The following is a 17,929-nucleotide window of genomic DNA, read 5'->3' as shown; positions in this document are numbered from 1 at the left end:
ATGCCCCCCATACCCAGGCTCGGCCTCGGCTGCGCCAACCTCGGCAACCTCTACCGGGCGATGCCGGACGACACCGCGGCCGAGATCGTCGAGACCGCGTTCGCGCACGGCTACGGCTACTTCGACACCGCGCCGCACTACGGCGTCGGGCTGTCGGAGGAGCGCCTCGGCCGGGCGCTCGCGGGCCGGCCGCGGGACTCGTACACCGTGTCCACCAAGGTCGGCCGGCGGCTGCGGCCCCTCGGCCCCGGCGAGACCGAGCCCGCCCACGACTTCGTCGACACCCCCGCCCGCGGGCGGGAGTGGGACCTGAGCCGGGACGGGATCCGGGCGACGCTGGAGTCGTCGCTGGCGCGGCTGGGGCTCGACCGGGTGGAGATCGCGTACCTCCACGACGTCGAGAACCACCTGCCGCAGGTCTACGAGACCGCCTTCGCCGCGCTCGCGGAGCTGAAGGCGGAGAAGGTCGTCGGCGCCATCGGCTTCGGCATGAACTTCAGCGACCACCTGGGCCGGCTCGTCGCCGACCTCGACGTCGACGTGGTGCTGTGCGCGGGCCGCTGGACGCTGCTGGAGCGCAGCGCGTACGACGACCTGCTGCCCGTCTGCGCGCGGCGCGGCACCTCCGTCGTCGTCGGCGGCGTCTACAACACCGGGCTGCTCGCCGACCCGCGGCCCGGCGGGCGGTTCCACTACGGCGCGGCGCCGCCCGAGGTGGTGGAGCGGGCGCGCGGGATCGCCCAGGTGTGCGGCGAGTTCGGGGTGCCGCTGAAGGCGGCGGCGCTGCGCTACCCGTTCGCGCACCCGGCGGTCGTCTCGGTGATCCCCGGCGCCTCCCGGCCGGGGGACGTCAGGGAGAACGCGGAGATGTTCGCCCACGAGATCCCCGACGGGCTGTGGCCCGCGCTCGTCGGACTCGGGCTGCTCGACGCCGACCTGCCGCTGCCGACGGCCACGGGAGGCTGACCATGCCGCGGATCGACGCCCACCACCACCTGTGGGACATCGCCCGCCGCCCGCAGCCGTGGATGGACGGCTCGTGGGCGGACCCGCTGCGGCGCACGTTCACGCTCGACGACCTCGCGCCGCACCTCGCGGAGCACCGCATCGACGGCACGGTCCTGGTGCAGAGCTCGTCGTCGTACGAGGAGACGGTGGAGCTGTGCGCGGAGCCGGGCCCGCCGGTGGAGCTGGTCTGCGGCTGGCTCGACCTGACCGCCCCCGCGCTGGACGCGGACACCCTGCACCGCCTGCCGCCGCGCCTCGGGGCGCTGCGCCACCAGGCGGAGGACGAGCCCGACCCGCGGTGGCTGGTCCGCCCCGACGTGCTGCGGGCCCTCGGGCTCGCGGGGGAGGCGGGTCTCGTGTACGACCTGCTGGTGACGCCGCGCGAGCTGCCGGCGGCGATCGCCGCGGCCCGCGCGGTGCCGCACACCCGGTTCGTGCTCGACCACGCGGGCAAGCCGCGGATCGCGGCGGGGGAGTGGCAGCCGTGGGCGGACCTGGTCGCGGAGCTGGCGCGGCTGCCCAACGTGAGCTGCAAGGTGTCGGGCCTGGTCACGCAGGCGGACTGGGAGAACTGGCGGCCGGCGGACGTGCTGCCGTACGCCCGGCACGTGATCGACGCCTTCGGCCCCGGCCGGATCCTGTTCGGCTCGGACTGGCCGGTGTGCACGCTGGCCGCCGGCTACGGGCGGGTGGTGGAGCTGGCCGAGGAGGCGGTGGCGGACCTGACCGCGGCGGAGCGGGAGGCGTTCTTCGGCGGCAACGCCCGCCGCGTCTACGTCCCGGAGCGGGCCGGGGACTGAGCCCCGGACGGTCTCACCGGGCCGGGCGCGGCCGGTGGCCGCGCCCGGCACCGCGGTGCCCCGGGGTCACGGCGACCGGGTGTCCCGGCGTTGCGCAGTCACAGCGTCCGGCGCAGCCACTGCTCCACGCTCGCGATGTGCACCGTCGCCCACGACCGCGACGCCTCCGCGTCCCGGCTGCGCATCGCGTCGAGGATCGCCCGGTGCTCGGTCAGTGTGCGCCGTACCGCGTCCTCCTGCGTCAGGCCGCGCCAGATGCGGGCGCGGGCCGTCGGCCCCGACAGCCCCTCCAGCAGCGAGCTGAGCACGGAGTTCCCGGACGCCTGCACGATCCGGCGGTGGAACTCCAGGTCGGCGCGGACCAGTTCCTCCACCGACGGGTCCTGGCCCAGCTCCGCCAGCTCCGCCTCCAGCGCGTCCAGCTCCGCATCCGCGATGCCGGTGCAGGCCAGCGCGGTGGCCGCGGGCTCCAGGATGCGGCGTACGGCGAGCAGCTCCAGCACGGTGTCGTCGCGGTGGAAGTCGACGACGAAGCTCATCGCCTCCAGCAGGAGTTGCGAGTCGAGGCTCGTGACGTACGTGCCGTCGCCCTGCCGTACGTCGAGGATGCGTATCAGCGCGAGGGCGCGCACCGCCTCGCGCAGCGAGTTGCGGGACAGGCCGAGGTCGGCCGCCAGCTCGCTCTCCTTGGGCAGCCGGTCGCCCGGCCGCAGCTTCCCGGAGACGATCATTCCCTTGATCTTCTCGATCGCCTCGTCCGTGACCGCCATCGTGCCGCCCTCCCTGTCACAGACATCCGATGTCTGCGCGCTTCCATTATGCCTGCGCACGGGGCGTGCGGAGCAGGGGAGGGCACCGAATCCCACCGGAAGCGGAAACGACCGGGGGGAGAGGCGCCCCCGTGCTGCCTCTCCCCCCGGCCCGCGGCGTCCGCCGCGGCGGCTCAGCCCTGCTTGCGCGCGAGCAGCTCCCGCACCCGGGCCCGGACGCCGGCGGTGTCCAGGCCGCGGATCGTCACCGTCGTACGGCGGCGCAGCACGTCGTCCTCCGTCTCGGCCCACTCGTGGTCGCGGGCGTAGACCACCTGCGCCCAGATCTCGGGCCCGTCGGGGTGGATGCGCTCGCCCAGGTCCGGGTTCTCGTTGACCAGGCGGGCGATGTCGAAGGAGAGCGAGCCGTAGTGCGTGGCAAGCTGCCGCGCGGTGTCGGGGGCCATGCGGTGGCCCGGGTCGCGGTCGACCAGGAGCCGGTGCGCGACCGCGTTGGGGTTGGCCACCCCCGGCAGCGGCGTGTGCCGTACCAGGGATTTCACCGGCTGCATGTCCTCGGCGATCGCGCCGCCGTGCTCCTTGGCGAGCTTGCCGAGCACCATCCGGCCGATGTGCCGGTACGTCGTCCACTTGCCGCCCGCCACCGACAGCATCCCGCCGGAGCCCTCGGTGACGACCGTCTCCCGCTTGGCCTGCTCGGTCCCGCCGGGACCGCCCGGCAGCACCCGCAGCCCGGCGAAGGCGTACGTCACGAGGTCGGGCGACAGGTCGTCGTCGCGCACCGACAGCGACGCCTCGTCGATGATCTGCGCGACGTCGGCGTCGGTCGGGTGCACGTCGGCGGGATCGCCCTCGTACGACTCGTCCGTGGTGCCCAGCAGCAACTGGTCCTCCCACGGCAGCGCGAAGGTGACGCGGTACTTGTCCACCCACGTCGACATCGCCGCGTGCCACGGCGAGCGCCGCTTGAGCACGATGTGCGCGCCCTTGGAGAGCCGGATGGAGGGCGCCGCCCCCGCGTTCTCCATCCGCCGCAGGTGGTCCACCCACGGCCCGGTGGCGTTGAGCACGAGCCGGGCGTCGACGCCGAACTCGGCGCCGCTCAGCCGGTCCCGCAGATCCGCGCCCGTCACCTGGCCGCGGGCGAACCGCAGCCCGGTGACCTCGGCGTGGTTGAGGACGACGGCGCCGGCGCCGACCGCGGCCCGTACCGTCATCACCGCCATCCGCGAGTCGTTCATCTGGTGGTCGCCGAAGACCGCGACCGCCTTCAGCCCTTCGGTGCGCAGCGCGGGGATGTCCCGGGCCGCCCGGCTCGGGGTGATGAGGTGCCCGACGCCGTCGCGGAACGCGGACAGCGCGGAGTAGGCGAAGACGCCGGCGCCGAGCTTCGCGGCGCCGTGCGGGCCGCCCTTGTAGAGCGGCAGGTAGAAGGGGAGCGGGTTGACCAGGTGCGGTGCCACGTCGCGGGCCAGCACCCGGCGCTCGTGGTGGTTCTCGGCCACCAGCCGCACCGCGCCGTTCTGGAGGTAGCGGATGCCGCCGTGGACGAGCTTGGAGGACGCGGACGAGGTGGCGCCGGCGAAGTCGCCGGCGTCCACCATCGCCACCCGCAGGCCCGACTGCGCGGCGTGCCAGGCCACCGAGGTGCCCAGGATTCCGCCGCCGATGACCAGGAGGTCGTACGTCGCCCGGTCGAGCAGGTCCCGGGTCTCCGCGCGACCCGGGGTGCGGCCGGCAGTCGGGTGCGTCCCGAGCGCGGGTATCGCCGCCGGGACGGTCTGCGGGAGGGTCATCGTCGCTACTCCTCGTCCTCGATCCAGCCCATGGTGCGTTGGACTGCTTTGAGCCAGTTGTGGTATTCGCGGTCGCGGGTTTCGTTGTCCATGCGGGGGGTCCATTCGGCGGCGCGGCGCCAGTTGGCGCGCAGGGTGTCGGTGTCCGGCCAGAACCCGACGGCCAGCCCCGCGGCGTAGGCGGCGCCCAGACACGTGGTCTCCGCGACGAGGGGGCGGACGACGGGGGCGTCCAGGACGTCGGCGAGGGTCTGCATGAGGAGGTTGTTCGCGGTCATGCCGCCGTCGACCTTCAGCGCGGCCAGTTCGACGCCGGAGTCCTTGGTCATGGCATCGACGATCTCGCGGGTCTGCCAGGCGGTGGCTTCCAGGACAGCGCGGGCGATGTGGGCTTTGGTGACGTACCGCGTCAGGCCGGCGATCACACCGCGGGCGTCGTCGCGCCAGTAGGGGGCGAACAGGCCGGAGAAGGCGGGCACGAAGTAGGCGCCGCCGTTGTCCTCGACGCTCAGCGCGAGGGTCTCGATCTCGGCGGCGGTGGAGATGATGCCCATCTGATCGCGCATCCACTGCACCAGGGCGCCGGTGACGGCGATGGAGCCTTCCAGCGCGTAGACGGCGGGCTGGTCGCCGATGCGGTAACCGACGGTGGTGACCAGACCGTTCTCGGAGTGGACGGGTTCACCGGCGGTGTTCATCAGCAGGAACGTGCCGGTGCCGTAGGTGGACTTGGCCTCGCCCTGGGCGTAGCAGGTCTGCCCGAACAGGGCGGCCTGCTGGTCGCCGAGTGCGGAGGCGACGGGGATGCCGGTCAGGGTGCCGGAGGTGGCGCGGCCGTAGACCTCGGCGGAGGAGCGGATCTCGGGCAGGACCGCGGCGGGGACGTCCATCGCGGCCAGGATGTCGGTGTCCCAGTCGAGGGTGTGCAGGTTCATGAGCATGGTGCGGGAGGCGTTGGTGACGTCGGTGACGTGGACGCCGCGGCCGGGTCCGCCGGTGAGGTTCCAGATGACCCAGGAGTCCATGGTGCCGAAGAGGATGTCGCCGGCTTCGGCGCGGGCACGCAGGCCGGGGGTGTTGTCCAGGAGCCAGCGGATTTTGGGGCCGGCGAAGTAGGAGGCCAGGGGCAGGCCGGTGGCGGCGCGGAAGCGGTCCTGGCCCTGGGTGCCGCCGAGTTTGCGGCACAGTTCCGCGGTGCGGGTGTCCTGCCACACGATGGCGTTGGCGACGGGTTCACCGGTGTTCTTGTCCCACAGCAGGGTCGTCTCACGCTGGTTGGTGATGCCGATGGCCTTGACGTCGGCGCTGGTGATCCCGGCCTTGGCGACCGCGCCGTCGACGACCTGCTGGACATTGCGCCAGATCTCCGTGGCGTTGTGCTCCACCCACCCCGGCTTGGGAAAGATCTGCTCGTGTTCCTTCTGATCCACCGACACGATCCGGCCATCGGTGTCGAACACAATGCACCGGCTCGAAGTCGTCCCCTGATCGATAGCCGCAATGAACGGGCCTGTGGTGTGTGCGTCGGTCATGTCGCTCCGATACGTCGTTGGTTCGGCGGGAGTCGAGGTGGCGACCTGCGCCGTCCCGCCCGGCGGGCGGGCGGGACGTGCCGGCTAGGCGAAGACGGCCTGGTAGAGTCCGCCGGCCGCGGCGCCGCCGATGAGCGGGCCGACGACGGGGATCCACGCGTAGGTCCAGTCCGAGCCGCCCTTGTTGGGCAGCGGCAGCAGGGCGTGGACGATGCGCGGCCCGAGGTCGCGCGCGGGGTTGATCGCGTACCCGGTGGGACCACCGAGCGAGAGGCCGATGCTGACGACGACGAGCGCGGTGATCAGCACGCCGAGGGGGCCGAGCCCGTTGCCCTCGTCGTTGAGGCCCTGGGTGAGGATCGCGATGACCAGGACGAAGGTGGCGATGATCTCCGTCATCACGTTCTGCACGACGTTGCGGATCTCGGGGCCGGTGGAGAAGATGCCGAGCACCGGGCCCGCCCCCTTCTCACTGGCCTCGATCGCCTTGTCGTCCGCCGTCTGCCGAGGGCCGACGACTTCCCTGTCGGTCAGGTGGTGGTGGAACTGGCCGTAGTAGGCGAGCCACACGAAGACGGCGCCGATGATGGCGCCGAGCATCTCGGAGGCGAAGTACAGCGGCACGTCGCCCCAGTCGGTGTCGCCCTTGATCGCGAGGCCGAGGGTCACCGCGGGGTTGAGGTGGGCGCCGGAGACGCCGGCGACGGCGTAGGCACCGGTGAGGACCGCAAGACCCCAGCCGAAGGCGACCGCGACCCAGCCCGCTTGGAATGCCTTGGACTTCTTGAAGGTGATGGCGGCGACCACGCCGCCACCGAGAACGATCAGCAAGGCAGTCCCCAGTACCTCGCCAGAGAATATGTCCCAATTGGACGGGTCCATCCTGCGACTCCTTTGTCCTGGCTGGTCCGTTCAAGGAATCCGGTCCGCGCGTCACACCATACGTCAAAAATGTCGTCAGGCGTTCGACAATGCCGACCGGTGCACGGCAGTGTTCCGCCACGTAACAGGCACGTCAAGGCCCGGTGACGGGAAAACGGGGGAATCGGGGAATCGGCCGAACGGGGGACGCCGCCCGGCTCAGAACCGCCCGGCGCCCAGGTCCCGGGCCACCGCCCGGGCGCAGTCGCGCACGGCCGCCACCAGCTCGGACCGCAGCTCGCCACCGGGGCAGACGCGCTCCACCGCCCCGGTCACGCCCACGGCGCCCACGGGCATGCCGCGGCGGTCGCGTACGGGTGCGGCGACCGAGGCGATGCCGTCCCAGGTCTCCTCAAAGTCCGAGCCCCACCCGCGGGCCCGGGTCAGCTCCAGGACCGCTTCGAAGTCGGCCGCCTCGGTGACCGTGGCCGGGGTGAGCGCCTTGCGGTCGCTCTCCGCGGCCTCCGCGTGCGCCACCGGGTCCACGGCGCACAGGACCTTGCCCAGCGCCGTGCTGTGCAGCGGCTGCATGGCCCCTATCTCCAGCACCTGCCGGCTGTCGTCGGGCCGGAAGACGTGGTGGACGATGAGCACGCCCTGGTGGTGCAGGACGCCGAGGTGCACGCTCTCGCCGCTGGCGCGGGCCAGGTCGTCGGTCCAGGGCAGGGCGCGGGCGCGCAGCTCGTGCACGTCGAGAAAGCTGTTGCCCAGGCGCAGCAGCTCGGCGCCGAGCTGGTACCGGCCGGAGACCGGGTCCTGCTCGACGAAGCCCTCCTGCTGGAGCGTGCGCAGGATGCCGTGCGCCGTGCCCTTGGCCAGGCCCAGGGTCGAGGCGACGTCGGACAGGCCCAGGCGCCGCTCTCCTCCGGCCAGCAGGCGCAGCACCGCAGCCGCTCGCTCGAGCGACTGGATGTTCCGTGCCACGGAAGATCCTCCTCAACGAGACCGGCAGTTCGACAATGCTGAACAGTATGGGTCATCGTCACGCCCCGGGGGGACGGTCCGGGAAGACCCCGGAAGCGCCGATCGGGCACGGGTCTGCCGGAAAACCCCGCAAACCCGCACCGTCCGGGTCGTGGGACACCCCGCACCGCACCGGCTCCGGCCGATACCCTTGGCCCGTGCGCCGGTCCTCGCGGGCCGCGCATAGCCGACAGCCGTCGCACACGAGGGAGTATCCCCATGGCCTCGCAGCCGCCCCAGCCCGCCAGCCAGCAGACCCGCGCCGACGCTCTCCGCGAGGCCCTCGCCACCCGCGTGGTGGTGGCCGACGGCGCCATGGGCACGATGCTCCAGGCGCAGGACCCCACGCTGGCGGACTTCGAGCAGCTCGAAGGCTGCAACGAGATCCTGAACGTCACCCGCCCCGACATCGTGCGCTCCGTGCACGACGAGTACTTCGCGGCCGGCGTCGACTGCGTGGAGACCAACACCTTCGGCGCCAACCACGCCGCCCTGGGCGAGTACGACATCGCGCACCGGATCTTCGAGCTGTCCGAGTCCGGTGTGCGCATCGCCCGCGAGTCCGCCGACGCGCACACCGCGGGCGACGGCCGGCAGCGCTGGGTCCTCGGCTCCATGGGCCCCGGCACCAAGCTGCCGACCCTCGGCCACATCGCGTACGACACCCTGCGCGACGCCTACCAGGAGAACGCCGAGGGCATGATCGCCGGCGGCGCCGACGCGCTGCTCGTCGAGACCACCCAGGACCTGCTCCAGACCAAGTCCGCCGTCCTCGGCGCCCGCCGGGCGCTGACCGCCACCGGCGTGGACCTGCCGCTGATCTGCTCGGTGACCGTCGAGACCACCGGCGCCATGCTGCTCGGCAGCGAGATCGGCGCCGCGCTCACCGCGCTGGAGCCGCTGGGCATCGACATGATCGGGCTGAACTGCGCCACCGGCCCGGCCGAGATGAGCGAGCACCTGCGCTACCTCGCCCGGCACTCCCGGGTGCCGCTGTCCTGCATGCCCAACGCCGGCCTCCCGGTCCTCGGCAAGGACGGCGCCCACTACCCCCTCACCGCGGGCGAACTCGCCGACGCCCAGGAGACGTTCGTCAACGAGTACGGACTCTCCCTGGTCGGCGGCTGCTGCGGCACCACCCCCGAGCACCTGCGGCAGTTGGTCGAGCGGGTACGGGACCTGGAGCCGGCCCAGCGCACGCCCCGGCCCGAGCCGGGGGCCGCGTCGCTGTACCAGACGGTGCCGTTCCGCCAGGACACCTCGTACCTGGCGATCGGCGAGCGCACCAACGCCAACGGCTCGAAGAAGTTCCGCACCGCCATGCTCGAAGGCCGCTGGGACGACTGTGTGGAGATGGCCCGCGACCAGATCCGCGAGGGCGCCCACATGCTCGACCTGTGCGTCGACTACGTCGGCCGCGACGGCGCCGCCGACATGGCCGAGCTGGCGGGCCGGTTCGCCACCGCCTCCACGCTGCCCCTCGTGCTGGACTCCACCGAGATCGACGTGCTCCGCGCCGGGCTGGAGAAGCTCGGCGGCCGGGCCGTCATCAACTCCGTCAACTACGAGGACGGCGACGGCCCCGAGTCGCGCTTCGCCCGCGTCGCGGCGCTCGCCCGCGAGCACGGCGCCGCCCTGATGGCCCTGACCATCGACGAGGAGGGCCAGGCGCGCACCGCCGAGCACAAGGTCGCCATCGCCGAGCGGCTGATCGAGGACCTCACCGGCAACTGGGGCATCCACGAGTCCGACATCCTCATCGACTGCCTGACGTTCACCATCTGCACCGGCCAGGAGGAGTCCCGCGGCGACGGCAGCGCCACCATCGAGGCCATCCGCGAACTCAAGCGCCGCCACCCCGACGTGCAGACCACGCTCGGCCTGTCGAACATCTCCTTCGGCCTCAACCCGGCCGCGCGGGTCGTGCTCAACTCCGTCTTCCTCGACGAGTGCGTGAAGGCCGGCCTCGACTCCGCGATCGTGCACGCCAGCAAGATCCTGCCGATCGCCCGGCTGGAGGACGAGCAGGCCCAGGTCTGCCTGGACCTGATCTACGACCGCCGCCGGCCGGCGCAGGGCGACGAGCCCGCGTACGACCCGCTCCAGCGTCTGCTGGAGCTGTTCGAGGGCGTCGACACCAAGTCGATGAAGGCGGGCAGGGCCGAGGAGCTGGCCGCGCTGCCGCTGGAGGAGCGGCTGAAGCGGCGGATCATCGACGGCGAGAAGAACGGCCTGGAGGCCGACCTCGACTCCGCGCTCGCCGAGCGGCCGGCCCTGGACATCGTCAACGACACGCTGCTGGACGGCATGAAGACGGTCGGCGAGCTGTTCGGCTCGGGGCAGATGCAGCTCCCGTTCGTGCTCCAGTCCGCCGAGGTGATGAAGACCGCGGTGGCCTATCTGGAGCCGCACATGGAGAAGGTCGAGGACGACTCGGGCAAGGGCACGATCGTGCTGGCCACCGTCCGCGGCGACGTGCACGACATCGGCAAGAACCTTGTCGACATCATCCTGTCCAACAACGGCTACAACGTGGTCAACCTCGGCATCAAACAGCCGGTTTCGGCCATCCTGGAGGCCGCCGAGGAACACGCGGCCGATGTGATCGGGATGTCCGGGCTGCTGGTGAAGTCCACGGTGATCATGAAGGAGAACCTGGAGGAGCTGAACCAGCGCCGGCTGGCCTCCCGCTACCCGGTGATCCTCGGCGGCGCCGCGCTCACCCGCGCGTACGTCGAACAGGACCTGCACGAGGTCTACGAGGGCGAGGTCCGCTACGCCCGCGACGCCTTCGAGGGGCTGCGGCTCATGGACGCCCTGATCGGCGTCAAGCGCGGCGTCCCCGGCGCCGAGCTGCCCGAGCTGCGCCCCCGCCGGGTACGCGCCACCGCCGCCCCCGTGCCCGCCACCGAGGAGGAGGGCGCCTCCGCCCGCTCCGACGTGGCCACCGACAACCCCGTGCCCACCCCGCCGTTCTGGGGCACCCGGGTCGTCAAGGGCATCCAGCAGGCCGACTACGCCTCCTGGCTGGACGAGGGCGCGCTGTTCAAGGGCCAGTGGGGGCTGAAGGCGTCGCGCGCGGGCGACGGCCCGTCGTACGAGGACCTGGTCGCCACCGAGGGCCGGCCGCGGCTGCGCGGGCTGCTGGACCGGCTCCAGACCGGCAACCTGCTGGAGGCGGCCGTCGTCTACGGCTACTTCCCCTGCGTCTCCAAGGGCGACGACCTCATCGTCCTCGGCGACGACGGCAGCGAGCGCACCCGCTTCACCTTCCCGCGGCAGCGGCGCGGCCGGCGGCTGTGCCTGGCGGACTTCTTCCGGCCGGAGGACTCCGGCGAGACGGACGTCGTCGGGTTCCAGATCGTCACCGTCGGCTCCAGGATCGGCGACGCCGCCGCCGAGCTGTTCGCGGCCGACTCCTACCGCGAGTACCTGGAGCTGCACGGGCTCTCCGTGCAGCTCGCCGAGGCGCTGGCGGAGTACTGGCACGCGCGGGTACGCGCCGAGCTGGGCTACGGCGGCGAGGACCCGGCGGAGATCGAGGACATGTTCTCGCTGAAGTACCGCGGCGCCCGGTTCTCGCTCGGCTACGGCGCCTGCCCGGACCTGGAGGACCGGGCGAAGATCGCCGATCTGCTGGGGCCGGAGCGGATCGGGGTGCAGCTCTCCGAGGAGTTCCAGCTCCACCCGGAGCAGTCCACGGACGCGATCGTCATCCACCACCCCGAGGCGAAGTACTTCAACGCGCGCTGAGCGCCGCCCACCGGCCGTACCCGGTGCCGGGCCCGTACCCGGTCCCGGCCGCGTCCGAAAAGCGCCCCGAACGGTCTCCGCGGGCGCTTTTCGGACAGTCGGCATACACTGGTCGGTCCGGAACAGGCCGGTCGCCTCTGGCGGCCGGCCTTTGCGCCCCTTCGAGGGAGGTGAGCGGATGACCAGCAGCATCCCCGCTGAAGGCACCCGAACGGCCCAGGGCACCGCCCCGGCACGCCGCGTGCGCTCCGTCCGCGGTACGACCCCGCAGGCCGTACTGCTCGACATGGACGGCACCCTGGTCGACACCGAGGGCTTCTGGTGGGCCGCCGAGGTCTCGGTCTTCGCCGAGTTCGGCCACGAGCTGAACGAGGAGCAGCGCCGGGTCGTCGTGGGCGGCCCCATGTCGCGCAGCGCCGCGTACCTCATCGCCACCACCGGTGCCGACATCGCCCTGCCCGAGCTGACCACCCGCCTGAACACCCGCTTCGAGGAGCTGATCGACGGCCACGTGCCGCTGATGCCGGGGGCCCGGCGGCTGCTCACCGAACTCGCAGCCCACGACGTGCCCACGGCCCTCGTCTCCGCCTCGCACCGGCGGATCATCGACCGGGTGCTGCGCTCGCTGGGCCACGAGTTCCACCTCTCGGTGGCCGGCGACGAGATCGCGCGGACGAAGCCGCACCCGGATCCGTACCTGCACGCCGCGGCGGCCCTGGGCGCCGACCCGCGGCGCTGCGCCGTCATCGAGGACACCCTCACCGGCGTGACGGCCGCGGAGGCGGCCGGCTGCGCCGTCGTCGCGGTGCCGTCGGTGGCGCCGATCGAGCCCGCTCCGGGACGGCACCTCGTGCCTTCCCTCACGGAAGTCGATCTCCCTTTTCTCCGCTCCGTAGTCGACCGCCTCCAGTGAGAAAGCGGGAAAGGAACTCCGCGCAGCGGTTCATGTATTTTGCGTGACGAAAGCCGTTACCTCATTGCTGCATGAAGGCGCGGATTCGACGTGGTGAGCTTTCTCACGTGCACAGCTCTCGACAGGTGTGCGGGACTGTGCTGGAGGGGTGCTGAGGCTTCCCTGACGTGCCTCCCTGTGCCCGGTTTGATTCGGGTTCGCGGCCATTGTTCCCGCGTCCGGTTATCGGAAGGACGCCGGGCGTAATCGGCGCGTGATTCCTTCTCAACTTCCCTGCGGCCCAGCGCGGCTGGGTGCTCCGGCTAATCTCTCCGGGGACGCCCGAGGGAGAAAGTCGACCATGATTCGTAAGTCGCTGGTGCTGCCCGCACTGCTGGGCGTGCTCGCCCCGGTTCTTGCCTCCTGCGGCGTGGTGGGGGACTCCGGCAAAGACGGCGACGCGATCGTGGTGGGCACGACCGACCGGCTGGAGCTGACGAAGGAGAACCCCGCCCCCCTCGATCCGGCCACGGCGTACGACATCAACTCCTGGAACGTCCTCCAGAACACCTTCCAGACGCTCATGCGGATGCCGCGTACGGGCTCGGAGCCCGAGCCCGACGCCGCCGAGAGCTGCGTCTTCGCCGACCGGCTCAGCGAGCAGTACCGCTGCACGCTCCGCGAGGGGCTGACGTTCACCAACGGCCACGACCTCACGGCCGAGGACGTCAAGTTCTCCATCGAGCGGATGCTGAAGATCAAGAACCCCAACGGCCCGTTCCCGCTGCTCGCCAACGTCGACACGGTCGAGACCCCCGACGAGCTGACCGTGGTCTTCCACCTCAGGACGCCGGACGCGACGTTCCCCCTCAAGCTCGCCACCCCCGCCGCGGCCATCGTCGACAGCGAGGTCTACGAGAAGGACAAGCTGTACAAGGGCTTCGAGATCGCCGGCTCCGGCCCGTACAGCCTGAAGGTGGAGCACGACGACGACGTCGCCACCAAGGCCGTCTACACGGGCAACGGCGACTACAAGGGCGAGGTCGAGCCGCAGAACGACGCGGTCGAGGTCCGCTACTTCGACAGCTCCGGGAGCATGGAGGAGGCCATCTCCGACGGCGACATCGACGTGATGGGCCGCAGCCTGAAGCCGGAGCAGATCAACCGCCTCGACGAGGACAACGACGGCGACGTCAGCCTCTTCGAGACCCCCGGCGCGGAGATCGCCTACCTCGTCTTCGACGTGCGGAACCCGACCGTCGAGGACCGGGCCGTACGCCGGGCGACGGCCGAGGTGATCGACCGGACGAAGCTCGCCCGCGACGTCTACCAGCGCACCGTCGACCCGCTGTTCGCGATGATCCCGCGCGGCATCATCGGCCACAACACCGCTTTCCACGACGCCTACGGCGACCGCCCGGACGCCGACAGCGCCCGCGAACTGCTGCGGGAGGCGGGCGTCGAGACGCCCGTCGAGCTGACCCTGAACTACACCACGGACCACTACGGCGAGACGACGAAGGCCGAGTTCGAGGAGCTGCGCGACCAGCTCAACAGCTCCGGCCTGTTCAAGGCCACCATCAAGGGCGACACCTGGGAGACGTACAAGAAGAGCTACGCGGAGAACCGGTACGCCGTCTACGGCCTGCACTGGTATCCCGACTTCCCCGACCCCGACACGTTCACCGGGCCGTTCGTCGGCGAGGAGAACTTCACCTTCAACAACTACGAAAGCTCCGTCATCGAGGACCTGATCCCGCGGACCCGCCAGGAAGCGCAGCGGGAACGCACGACGGACAGCTTCGAGCGGATACAGGACGTCCTCGCCAGTGACGTTCCGTACCTGCCGCTCTGGCAGGGCAAGCAGTACATCGCGGCGCGCGACACCGTCACGGGGGCGGAGTGGGCGCTCAACTCGTCGTCGACGCTACAGCTTTGGGAGCTGCGGCGCGGGCTGAGCGAGTAGGGGCCACCGGCGGTGCCGCGCCGGGCCAAGAACCGACCCGAGTGAAGGAACCCACACACGTGAAGAAGGCTGTCCAGCGGCTCGCCCCACCCCTCGGCGCCGCCATGGCCACCGTACTGCTCGCTGCCGGCTGCGGCTCGGACTCCGGATCGGGGGCCGGCTCCGGTGACGCGGTCGTGATGGGAATGACCGACAAGGTCACGGCCATCGACCCCGCCGCGGGCTACGACGTCGGCTCCTGGCTGGTGTTCAACAACGTCTTCCAGTCCCTGCTGAGCTTCCCCAAGGGGTCCACGGAACCCGAACCCGAGGCCGCGAAGGAGTGCACCTTCGAGGACGCCGACAGCCGCGTCTACACCTGCAAGCTCCAGGACGGGCTGAAGTTCTCCAACGGCTCCGAACTCACGTCCGAGGACGTGAAGTTCTCCTTCGAGCGCACCATCGGCATCAACGACCCGGCGGGCCCCGCCGTCCTGCTCGACTCCGTCGGCAACATCGAGACGCCGGACGAGCTGACCGTGACGTTCCGGCTGGACTACCCCGACGCGACCTTCCCCATGAAGATCGCCTCCGGCGCCGGGTCGATCGTGGACAGCGAGTCCTACCCCCAGGACAAGCTGCGCGAGGACGGCAAGGCCGTCGGCTCCGGCCCGTACAAGCTGGACTCCTACCAGGAGGGCAAGGAGGCCGAGTTCTCCGTCAACTCCGGGTACAAGGGCACCGCCAAGGTCCAGAACTCCGGGATGACGCTGCGGCTGTACGGCGGCTCCGGCGGCGACGACAAGCTGAAGCGGGACCTGGAGGGCGGCGACATCGACCTGGCCTACCGCGGCCTGGCGATGAAGGACATCGCCGAGCTCCAGGACCTGGCCGGCGCCGGCCGGGAGATCCAGCTCGTCGAGGGCACCAGCGCCGAGGTGCAGCACCTGGTCTTCAACATGGACGACCCGGTCGCCGGCAACCCCGCGGTGCGCAAGGCGTTCGCGTACCTCATCGACCGCAACGCGCTGGTCCGCGAGGTCTACGAGGGCACCGCCGAGGAGCTGTACTCGATCGTCCCGGCCGGCATCACCGGCCACAACACCGCCTTCTACGACACCTACGGCGACCGCCCCGACGCGGGCAAGGCCGAGCAGGTGCTGCGCCAGGCGGGCATCGACGAGAAGGTGCAGGTGACGCTGCACGCCACGCCCGAGCGCTACGGGCCCGGCACGGTGCCGTCCTTCGAGCTGATCGCCAAGCAGCTCAACGCCAGCGGCCTGTTCGACGCGGACGTGGAGTCCGTGCCGCTGGAGGAGTTCGAGAAGGCCGTGGAGGAGGGCGAGTACGGCGTCTACGTCAAGGGCTGGGTGCCGGACTACCCGGACCCGGACAACTTCACCTCGCCGTTCTTCGGCGAGGGCAACGTGCTGGCCAACAACTACAACCCGGGCCGGATCACCAGCGAGCTGATCCCGGCGACCGCCGCGCAGTCGGAGCGTACGGCCACGGTGGACACCTACGGCGAACTCCAGGACATCGTCGCCGACCAGGTGCCGGTGATACCGCTGTGGCAGGGCAAGCAGTACGCGGCCGCCCGGGAGAACATCCTCGGCCTGGAGTGGACGCTCGACGCCTCGACGGTCTTCCGGTTCTGGGAGATCTCGAAGGGCGCGGAGTGACCCCTCCCGCGGCCTGACCTCCGTGCCGCCCCGGCGACCGGGAGCCCTTCGGCGAAGGGCTCCCGGTCCGTTCATGACCCGCCGGGGCGCACCAGTCCGCTCTCGTACGCGTACACCGCGGCCTGCACCCGGTCGCGCAGGCTCAGCTTGGTCAGCACATGGCCGACATGGGTCTTCACGGTCGTCTCGCTGACGAACAGGTCGGCGGCGATCTCCGCGTTCGACAGCCCGCGGGCGACCAGCTTCAGCACCTCGACCTCGCGCTCGGTGAGCGTGCCCAGGGTGTCCGGCACGTCCTGCTCGCCGGTCGGAAGCTTGGTCGCGAACTTGTCGAGCAGCCGCTTGGTGATGCTCGGGGCCAGCATCGCGTCCCCGGCGGCGACCACGCGGATCGCCTGCACCAGCTCGCCGGCCGGCGCGTCCTTCAGGAGGAAGCCGCTGGCCCCGGCGCGCAGCGCCTCCACCACGTACTCGTCGAGGTCGAAGGTGGTCAGCACCAGCACCTTCGCGGGCCCGTCCCGGCCCGCGCCGGTGATCTGCCGGGTGGCCTCCACGCCGTCCATGCGGGGCATCCGGATGTCCATCAGCACCACGTCCGGCTGGAGCGCGCGGACCTGGTCGAGCGCCTGGAGCCCGTCGCCGGCCTCGCCGACGACGGCGATGTCCTGCTCGGCCTCCAGGATCATGCGGAAGCCGGTGCGCAGCAGCGGCTGGTCGTCGACGAGCAGGACGCGGATGGCCACAGGGTCTCCTCTTCCTCGGCCGGACCCAACTGTCAGGCGGTGTCCATTCTGCCCTGCGTGCCGTCCCCGTCCCGGGCCGGGCGGGGCTGCGGCAGGCCGAGATCGACGCCCGTGAGCGGATACGGCGGAGGGGTGCCGCCGAAGGACGGGCAGGCGGCCTTGAAGTCGCACCAGCCGCAGAGCCGGCCGGGTCTGGGCCGCCAGTCGCCGCTCTCCGTCGCCCGCCGGATCGCCTCCCACAGGGCGAGGACCTTGCGCTCCACGCCGCGCAGATCGGCCTCGTCAGGGTCGTACGTCAGCACGTCGCCGCTGCCCAGGTAGACGAGCTGGAGCCGGCGCGGGACGCTGCCGCGCAGCCGCCACAGCACCAGCGCGTAGAACTTGATCTGGAAGAGGGCGTCCGCGGCGTACTCCGGCGGGGGCGCCTTGCCGGTCTTGTAGTCGACGACGCGGACCTCGCCGGACGGCGCCACGTCGACCCGGTCGATGACGCCGCGCAGCTTCAGCCCCGAGGCCAGCACGGTCTCCACGAACAGCTCCCGCTCCGCGGGCTCCAGATGCGCCGGGTCCTCCAGCGTGAACCACCGCTCGACGAGCTGCTCCGCCCCGGCCAGCCACTCCGCCAGGCGCTCCGCCGCCCCGTCCGAGCCGACCTCCCCGCCGGCCCCGCCGTCCCCTGCCGCGTCACCCGCCCCGGCCGTGGCCCCGTCCGCGGCCCCCGCCGCGTCCCCGTCCGGGCCCGCGTCCGTGAACAGCTCCGCCAGCTCCGGCCGGTCCGCGAGCAGCCGCTCCCACGCCGGCGCGACCAGCGCCCGCGCCCGCGGCGGCGTACGCTCGGCAGCAGGATCGTCGAAGAGCCGCTCCAGCACCGCGTGCACCAGCGTCCCGCGGGCGGCGGCGGCGCGCGGCTTCTCCGGCAGCCTGTCGATCACCCGGAAGCGGTACATCAGCGGGCAGGTCATGAAGTCCGCCGCGCGGGAGGGAGACAGCGCGCGGGGCGGCGCCGGGGCCCGTGGGGCATCCGGCGAAGCGTCCCCTTCCGGCTGCGGCGGGGCGGGGTCCGCCGGGTGGTTCCCGGTGTCGGTGCGGGTACTCATGGTGTACGACCCTAGGGCCCGGCACCG

Annotated in this window: 13 protein-coding genes; 6 read left to right on the top strand and 7 right to left on the bottom strand. The window is 71.6% G+C overall.

Annotated elements, in window-relative coordinates:
- Nucleotides 1-966, top strand: coding sequence for an aldo/keto reductase (locus QBL21_RS21600; protein ID WP_407563872.1), 966 nt, complete (start codon nucleotides 1-3; stop codon nucleotides 964-966).
- A 2-nt stretch (nucleotides 967-968) separates the two neighbouring features.
- Complete coding sequence (locus tag QBL21_RS21595) at nucleotides 969-1,808, top strand: amidohydrolase family protein (protein WP_407563871.1); 840 nt, start codon at nucleotides 969-971, stop codon at nucleotides 1,806-1,808.
- A 98-nt stretch (nucleotides 1,809-1,906) separates the two neighbouring features.
- Here the strand turns inward: QBL21_RS21595 and QBL21_RS21590 are convergent, their stop codons facing one another.
- From QBL21_RS21590 to QBL21_RS21570, 5 genes are all read right to left on the bottom strand, one after another.
- Entirely contained in the window at nucleotides 1,907-2,578 is a 672-nt protein-coding gene (locus tag QBL21_RS21590) for a FadR/GntR family transcriptional regulator (RefSeq protein ID WP_407563870.1), read from the bottom strand.
- A 173-nt stretch (nucleotides 2,579-2,751) separates the two neighbouring features.
- The gene (locus QBL21_RS21585; protein WP_407563869.1) at nucleotides 2,752-4,374 is read right to left on the bottom strand and encodes an FAD-dependent oxidoreductase; all 1,623 of its coding nucleotides are present in this window, start codon (nucleotides 4,372-4,374) and stop codon (nucleotides 2,752-2,754) included.
- Between the two features lie 5 nt (nucleotides 4,375-4,379).
- Nucleotides 4,380-5,906 carry a glycerol kinase GlpK gene (gene glpK, locus QBL21_RS21580; protein ID WP_407563868.1) on the bottom strand — a complete coding sequence of 509 codons (1,527 nt, stop codon included), beginning with the start codon at nucleotides 5,904-5,906 and terminating at the stop codon, nucleotides 4,380-4,382.
- An 84-nt stretch (nucleotides 5,907-5,990) separates the two neighbouring features.
- Nucleotides 5,991-6,788 carry an MIP/aquaporin family protein gene (locus QBL21_RS21575; RefSeq protein WP_407563867.1) on the bottom strand — a complete coding sequence of 266 codons (798 nt, stop codon included), beginning with the start codon at nucleotides 6,786-6,788 and terminating at the stop codon, nucleotides 5,991-5,993.
- A 198-nt stretch (nucleotides 6,789-6,986) separates the two neighbouring features.
- Nucleotides 6,987-7,751, bottom strand: coding sequence for an IclR family transcriptional regulator (locus QBL21_RS21570; RefSeq protein WP_407563866.1), 765 nt, complete (start codon nucleotides 7,749-7,751; stop codon nucleotides 6,987-6,989).
- Between the two features lie 258 nt (nucleotides 7,752-8,009).
- Between QBL21_RS21570 and metH the strand changes: the two genes are divergently transcribed.
- From metH to QBL21_RS21550, 4 genes are all read left to right on the top strand, one after another.
- Complete coding sequence (metH, locus tag QBL21_RS21565; RefSeq protein WP_407563865.1) at nucleotides 8,010-11,543, top strand: methionine synthase; 3,534 nt, start codon at nucleotides 8,010-8,012, stop codon at nucleotides 11,541-11,543.
- 178 nt (nucleotides 11,544-11,721) lie between these two features.
- Nucleotides 11,722-12,456 (top strand): HAD family hydrolase, encoded by a 735-nt coding sequence (locus tag QBL21_RS21560; RefSeq protein ID WP_407563864.1) that lies wholly within the window; start codon nucleotides 11,722-11,724, stop codon nucleotides 12,454-12,456.
- A 340-nt stretch (nucleotides 12,457-12,796) separates the two neighbouring features.
- On the top strand, nucleotides 12,797-14,401 hold the full coding sequence (locus QBL21_RS21555) for an ABC transporter substrate-binding protein (protein ID WP_407563863.1): 1,605 nt from the start codon (nucleotides 12,797-12,799) through the stop codon (nucleotides 14,399-14,401).
- A 59-nt stretch (nucleotides 14,402-14,460) separates the two neighbouring features.
- Nucleotides 14,461-16,062 carry an ABC transporter substrate-binding protein gene (locus QBL21_RS21550; RefSeq protein WP_407563862.1) on the top strand — a complete coding sequence of 534 codons (1,602 nt, stop codon included), beginning with the start codon at nucleotides 14,461-14,463 and terminating at the stop codon, nucleotides 16,060-16,062.
- A gap of 71 nt (nucleotides 16,063-16,133) precedes the next feature.
- On the opposite strand, the gene QBL21_RS21545 is transcribed toward QBL21_RS21550, so the two are convergent.
- Entirely contained in the window at nucleotides 16,134-16,805 is a 672-nt protein-coding gene (locus QBL21_RS21545; RefSeq protein ID WP_027746322.1) for a response regulator transcription factor, read from the bottom strand.
- Between the two features lie 32 nt (nucleotides 16,806-16,837).
- Entirely contained in the window at nucleotides 16,838-17,902 is a 1,065-nt protein-coding gene (locus QBL21_RS21540) for a RecB family exonuclease (protein ID WP_407563861.1), read from the bottom strand.
- Nucleotides 17,903-17,929: the final 27 nt, after the last annotated feature.

The sequence above is a fragment of the Streptomyces sp. 184 genome, assembly GCF_045781775.1.
Classification (GTDB): domain Bacteria; phylum Actinomycetota; class Actinomycetes; order Streptomycetales; family Streptomycetaceae; genus Streptomyces.
The sequence above is the reverse complement of the archived record's forward strand: the minus strand, read 5'-3'. Positions and strand labels throughout refer to the sequence as shown.